The sequence below is a fragment of the Anaerolineae bacterium genome, assembly GCA_014360855.1.
GTDB lineage: Bacteria > Chloroflexota > Anaerolineae > JACIWP01 > JACIWP01 > JACIWP01.
Genome location: JACIWP010000219.1, coordinates 1 through 5,165, shown reverse-complemented (window position 1 = coordinate 5,165; position 5,165 = coordinate 1). Strand labels below are relative to the sequence as shown.

Genomic DNA, 5,165 nt, shown 5'->3' with positions numbered 1-5,165 from the left:
GCGAGCGACACCTCTGGGCCGGCGACCGCGAGACCAACAAACGTCTGACGGCGGAGGCCGCGCTGAGTATGGTGGTGCGCTATATGGCCCAGCGCAAAGGCGCCTGACCTTTGTGGGGCTCTCTACAGAGAACGGCCGCCGGCGGAGTGCGCGCTGTCATGCTCCGCCAGCGGCTGTTCTCCTCGCCTCATGGGGCCGGCTCATCCGGGGACTTGCGCCCGGTCAGCTCCTCCAGCCGGCGCTCGACATCCTCCAGCGCGGCGCGCAGCCATTCCGCCTGCCGGCGCAGGAAGCCCTCCTCGACCTCGGCCGGCGGCGCATACGGGGCGGCCGGCGGCACATCTGCCCAGCCCCCTAGCCAGCTCGGGCGCATCCAGCCGGGCAGGCCGGTGGCATAGAACATGTGGCGATAGCCGTGCCCACCGGGGCGCCACCACCCTCCGTAGCCGGCGGGATACATATACCCCGGGTACGGATGACCGGTGCAGTACCCCATTCCTCTGCCGGTGCGCGGCCCCATCCCAAAGGGTCCGGTGCGATCTCCTCTTGGCATACGATCACCTCCTATGCCCATATTTTTGTCATGCGCATATATGTAAGGCGTCTATATGCGCTATGCATATAATAGCACAAAACCCATTGTTTGTCAAGAGTTTTTATGACATTTTTCCGCGAATGTCGCGACTCCCGGCATACCTGTCGCATTCCGCCTTGTAGCCCAGGGGCATCCCGCGCCCAATCGCATTTTTCCCATCTTGTCTCCCCACCCTGACGCTGGTATAATGGAGGTGGAGATCCGGAGTATGCTGTCCTGCATCGCGAAGGAGGTGCCAAGATGGTGGACGAGGCAGTTCAGAAGGTGCTGAAGAAGATCCACTGGTTGGGTCACGATGCCTTCCGCATTGACGCCGACAAGGTCATCTACATTGACCCCTATCAGCTTGAGGCCGGCGAACCCAAAGCCGATATCATCCTCATCACCCATGACCATTTCGACCATTACTCCCCGGACGACGTGAAGAAACTGCTCAAGCCCGGCACCACGGTGGTCAGCATCGCCGCCGTCACCAAGAAGGTGCGGGGCGCGGCGGTGGAGACGGTCAAGCCCGGCGATAAGGTCACAGTGCAGGGGATCCCCATCGAGGCTGTGCCGGCCTACAACGTGGACAAGCAGTTCCATCCCAAGTCCGCCGGCCATGTGGGGTTCATCGTCACGGTGGACGGCGTGCGCATCTATCACGCCGGCGACACCGATTTCATCCCCGAAATGAAGGACTTCCGCGTGGACATCGCCCTGCTCCCCGTCAGCGGGACCTATGTCATGACGGCGGAGGAAGCGGTGCAGGCCGCCGGCGCCATCAAACCGAAGCTCGCCATCCCCATGCATTACGGCGCTATTGTGGGCGGCCTCTCCGATGCCCAGCGCTTCGCCCAGGCCTGCCCGGTGGAGACGGTCATCCTGGAAAGATCCTGAAGAAGGTGATGCGGGGACCCCACCGCCAGGGAGGTCCCCCGCGCGGCAGAAACAGAAAAGGGGCGTCGAACGACGCCCCTTTTTCATTCGGGCAGTGGAGCCGGCTCAAGCGGTCTCTTTCAGATCGCTGGGCGGCACCACATGATCGGCCTGCGTCAGGAGCAGGGGTGCGCGCCGGCCCAGGATGGCATCCGCATCTACAATGCACTTCTTGATCTCCGGACGGGATGGGATCTCGTACATCACATCCAGCAGGGCTTCTTCCAGGATGGTGCGCAGGCCGCGCGCGCCGGTCTTGCGCTTGAAGGCCTCGGTCGCAGCCGCCTCGAGCGCGTCCTCGGTGAACACCAGCTCCACATTGTCCAGGGCGAACAGCCGCTGGAACTGCTTGGTCAGGGCGTTCTTCGGCTCGATGAGGATGCGCTTCATCATCTCGCGGTCCAGCGGCTCCAGGCTGACCACCACCGGGATGCGGCCCACGAATTCGGGGATCATGCCGTACTTGAGCAGGTCATCCGGCGTCACTTCCTGGAGCAGACGGGCCTTGCGCCGCATCTCCCGTTCCACGCGCAGGAACTCGCGCTCGTCCTTATTGTCCGGGTCAGCGTGTGCCGGCCCCGCCGCCGCTTCCCTCATCTCGCGCACGCCGGCGAACCCGATGCGGCTCTTCTCCTCCACCCGCTTGGCGATGATATCCTCCAGATTATCGAAGGCGCCCCCGCAGATGAACAGGATGTTCGTGGTGTTGATCTGGATGAACTCCTGGTGCGGGTGCTTCCTCCCGCCCTGCGGTGGGACGCTTGCGACCGTGCCCTCGATGATCTTCAGCAGGGCCTGCTGCACCCCCTCGCCGGAGACATCGCGGGTGATGGAAGGATTGTCGCCGCTCTTGCGGGCGATCTTGTCGATCTCATCGATATAGACGATGCCCTTCTCCGCCCGTGCAATATCGTAATCCGCCGCCTGGATAAGATGCAGGAGGATATTCTCGACATCCTCACCGACGTAGCCGGCCTCAGTCAGCGACGTCGCATCGGCGATGGTGAAGGGCACGTTCAGAATCTTTGCCAGGGTTTGCGCCAGGAGGGTCTTGCCGCACCCGGTCGGCCCAATCAGCAAGATATTGCTCTTCTGAAGCTCCACCTCAGAGGAACGCGCCTGCGAACGAATGCGCTTGTAGTGGTTGTACACCGCCACCGAGAGGACCTTTTTCGCCCGCTCCTGCCCCACCACATACTCGTTGAGCTTCTCGAAAATTTCGGAGGGGGTGGGGATGGTTTCCAGGGCAAAGTCCACCTCGCTGGGGCGCGGTTCCTCGTCCAGGATCTCCTGGCAGAGGGCCACGCATTCGTCGCAGATGAAGACGTTGTCCGGGCCGGCAATCAGGCGGTGTACTTCTTCCTGACTTCGCCGGCAGAAGGAGCATCTCTGCATGGTACTGCTTCCCGTCCTGGTCACATCCGGCTCCTTTGTACTGCCCATGGCTTCACGAACCACCCGATGCCACAGCGGCTTTGTCCATCGCCTCGAAAAAGGCGGAGGTGGTGGGAACGTCGCTGGCATCACCCAGCACTTCGTCAATGATGCCGTATTCCTGCGCCTGTAGGGCGTTCATGAAGTAATCGCGGTCGAAATCCTTCGATATTCGCTCGATGGGCTGGCCGGTGTGCTTGGCGAGCAGGCGCTTGATCAGCTCCTGCATGCGGAGGAGCTCCCGCACCTGGATTTCCACGTCGGGGGCGTAGCCGCGCGCCCCACCGCCGGCGGGATGCATGTGGATGGTCGCGTGGGGCAGGGCATAGCGCCGGCCCTTGCGGCCGGCGGCCAACAGCACCGTCCCCATGCTGGCTGTCCACCCCACCGCGATGGTGGACACCGGCGCCCGGATCAACTGCATGGTGTCGTAAATGGCCAGGCCGGGGTAAATCTCCCCTCCCGGGCAGTTGATGTACATCGAAATCTCTTTCTCTGGGTCCTCCCGGTCCAGATAGAGCAACTGCGCCACGATCAGGTTGGCCACCTGGTCGTTGATCGGGGTGCCCAGGAAAACCACTCGCTCCTTGAGCAACAGCGAATAAATATCGTACGCCCGCTCGCCGCGGCCCGATGACTCGATCACCATGGGAATGACAGCATTCACAGTTTCCATACATTTTCTCCTATCTGCTGAACACCATTCTTTACAGCAAATGCTACCCGATAGCCGCCAACTTGTCAAGCGGCCGATGGAAAGGGTGTTAAGGGCCGGGGATGGGATCCCCCCGCCGGCCTGCCCCTTGACGTCACCCGTGCCAGGCCCTTATTCGGCGCCGCCGGCCGGCTCTTCAGAAGGTTCTTCCGCGCTCGCCTCCGCCAATGGCGCTTCCGCAGACGCCTCACTGGCCGGCTCATCCGCCGGCAGTTCCGGCACCCGCCCGGTGACGATCTCCAACACCCTCTGCCGCACCTTCTCCACCAGAAGTTGGTTGCGCAGGTAGCGCTGCAGTTCCGGCATCCGGTACACTTCCTGCATCATCTCCGGGTTGCCAGAGGACTCCGCCAGTGAATCGGCCCGCTCCTCCACCTCCTGGTCTTCCACGGCCAGCTTCTCCAGCTCGGCCAGTTTGGTCAGCACCAGCGTGCGGCGCAGTCTCTGCTCCGCTTCTGGCTTCTGCTGTTGGCGATAGGCCTCCCGCTCGATGTGCAGTACCCGCAGGTAATCGTCAAGGGTGAAGCCCTGCCGGCGCAGTACGCTGTCATGGTCCGCCAGAATGTCCTCTACCGCTTCTTCCAGCATGAAATCCGGATAGGATATCTTCGCCTGCTCGGTCAGGATGGTGAACGCCTTGTCAATGAGCTCCTCATCGCGTTCCCTCTCCTTGGCCTGCATGATCTGGGAGCGGAGATGGGCCTTCAGGGCGTCCAGGTCCGGGAAGTCGCCCATCAGCGCCGGCATCTCATCCAGGTCCGGGAGCTCCCGCTCCTTCACCTCCTGTACCGTGACGGTTATCGTGCGGGTCTGGCCGGCCAAGTCCTCGTCCTCCCAATCCCCCGGGAAGGTCAGCTCGAAGGTGCGCGTCTCGCCGGCGCGCATCCCCACCAGCTTCTCCGCCAGGCCAGGCAGAAGCGTGGTGTCTTCGCCCAGCACGGTCTCGCTCGTCTCCGGCGAGCTGTCTTCCTCCGCGAACGTGACCTGGAAGACCACCTGGTCGCCCATCTGTGCCTCACGGTCGACCGGGGTCCATACCGCGTGCGCCTTGCGCGCCTCCTCCAGTGCCTTCTCGACCTCCTCGTCGGTCACCTCGACCGGCGGGATATCCAGGCGCAGGCGGCGGTAGTCACCCAGGTCCACCTCGGGCGGCATGGGCACATGGAAGGTCAGCACCAGCGGCTCCCACTGGATATCCACCAGCTTGCCTGGGCCGTACGGATCAATGCCGGCCTCATCCAGCGCCTGGGAGTACAGCTTCGGTCCCAGGTCTTCCAGTGCCTCTTCCAGCACCGTCTGCCGGCCGAACATCTGCAGGACAACGTGATATGGGGCTTTCCCAGGGCGGAAGCCGGGGATCTTAGTCTGCTCGGAAATGGAGCGAGCCGCTTTGCGCATGGCCTCTTCCACGCGCTCCGGCTCCACCTCGATGATCATCTCAGTCTGGCAGTTTTCCAGGCGTTTGGTCTGGACTTTCACGTGTTTTCTCCTTTCACCGGCCAT

General features: G+C 62.8%; 5 protein-coding genes. 1 reads left to right on the top strand and 4 read right to left on the bottom strand.

Translation table 11 applies throughout. The features are described 5' to 3' along the window. Positions 1–187 precede the first annotated feature (187 nt). Positions 188–553: a DUF5320 domain-containing protein gene (locus tag H5T60_11355; GenBank protein ID MBC7243029.1), complete on the bottom strand. Its 366-nt coding sequence runs from the start codon at positions 551–553 to the stop codon at positions 188–190. Between the two features lie 282 nt (positions 554–835). On the opposite strand from H5T60_11355, the gene H5T60_11350 reads away from it, so the two are divergent. Continuing rightward, a complete protein-coding gene (locus tag H5T60_11350) occupies positions 836–1,474 on the top strand; it encodes an MBL fold metallo-hydrolase (protein ID MBC7243028.1) in 639 nt (212 codons plus the stop codon). 105 nt (positions 1,475–1,579) lie between these two features. On the opposite strand, the gene clpX is transcribed toward H5T60_11350, so the two are convergent. From clpX to tig, 3 genes are all read right to left on the bottom strand, one after another. Next, positions 1,580–2,956: an ATP-dependent Clp protease ATP-binding subunit ClpX gene (gene clpX, locus H5T60_11345; GenBank protein MBC7243027.1), complete on the bottom strand. Its 1,377-nt coding sequence runs from the start codon at positions 2,954–2,956 to the stop codon at positions 1,580–1,582. A 4-nt stretch (positions 2,957–2,960) separates the two neighbouring features. Further along, complete coding sequence (locus tag H5T60_11340) at positions 2,961–3,623, bottom strand: ATP-dependent Clp protease proteolytic subunit (protein MBC7243026.1); 663 nt, start codon at positions 3,621–3,623, stop codon at positions 2,961–2,963. 150 nt (positions 3,624–3,773) lie between these two features. Beyond that, complete coding sequence (gene tig, locus H5T60_11335) at positions 3,774–5,141, bottom strand: trigger factor (GenBank protein MBC7243025.1); 1,368 nt, start codon at positions 5,139–5,141, stop codon at positions 3,774–3,776. Between the last annotated feature and the right edge of the window lie 24 nt (positions 5,142–5,165).

Coding starts and splice junctions, on each gene's coding strand:
- clpX (MBC7243027.1), bottom strand. CDS start 2,956: ATGGGCAGTACAAAGGAGCCGGATGTGACCAGGACGGGAAGCAGTACC.
- H5T60_11350 (MBC7243028.1), top strand. CDS start 836: ATGGTGGACGAGGCAGTTCAGAAGGTGCTGAAGAAGATCCACTGGTTG.
- H5T60_11355 (MBC7243029.1), bottom strand. CDS start 553: ATGCCAAGAGGAGATCGCACCGGACCCTTTGGGATGGGGCCGCGCACC.
- H5T60_11340 (MBC7243026.1), bottom strand. CDS start 3,623: ATGGAAACTGTGAATGCTGTCATTCCCATGGTGATCGAGTCATCGGGC.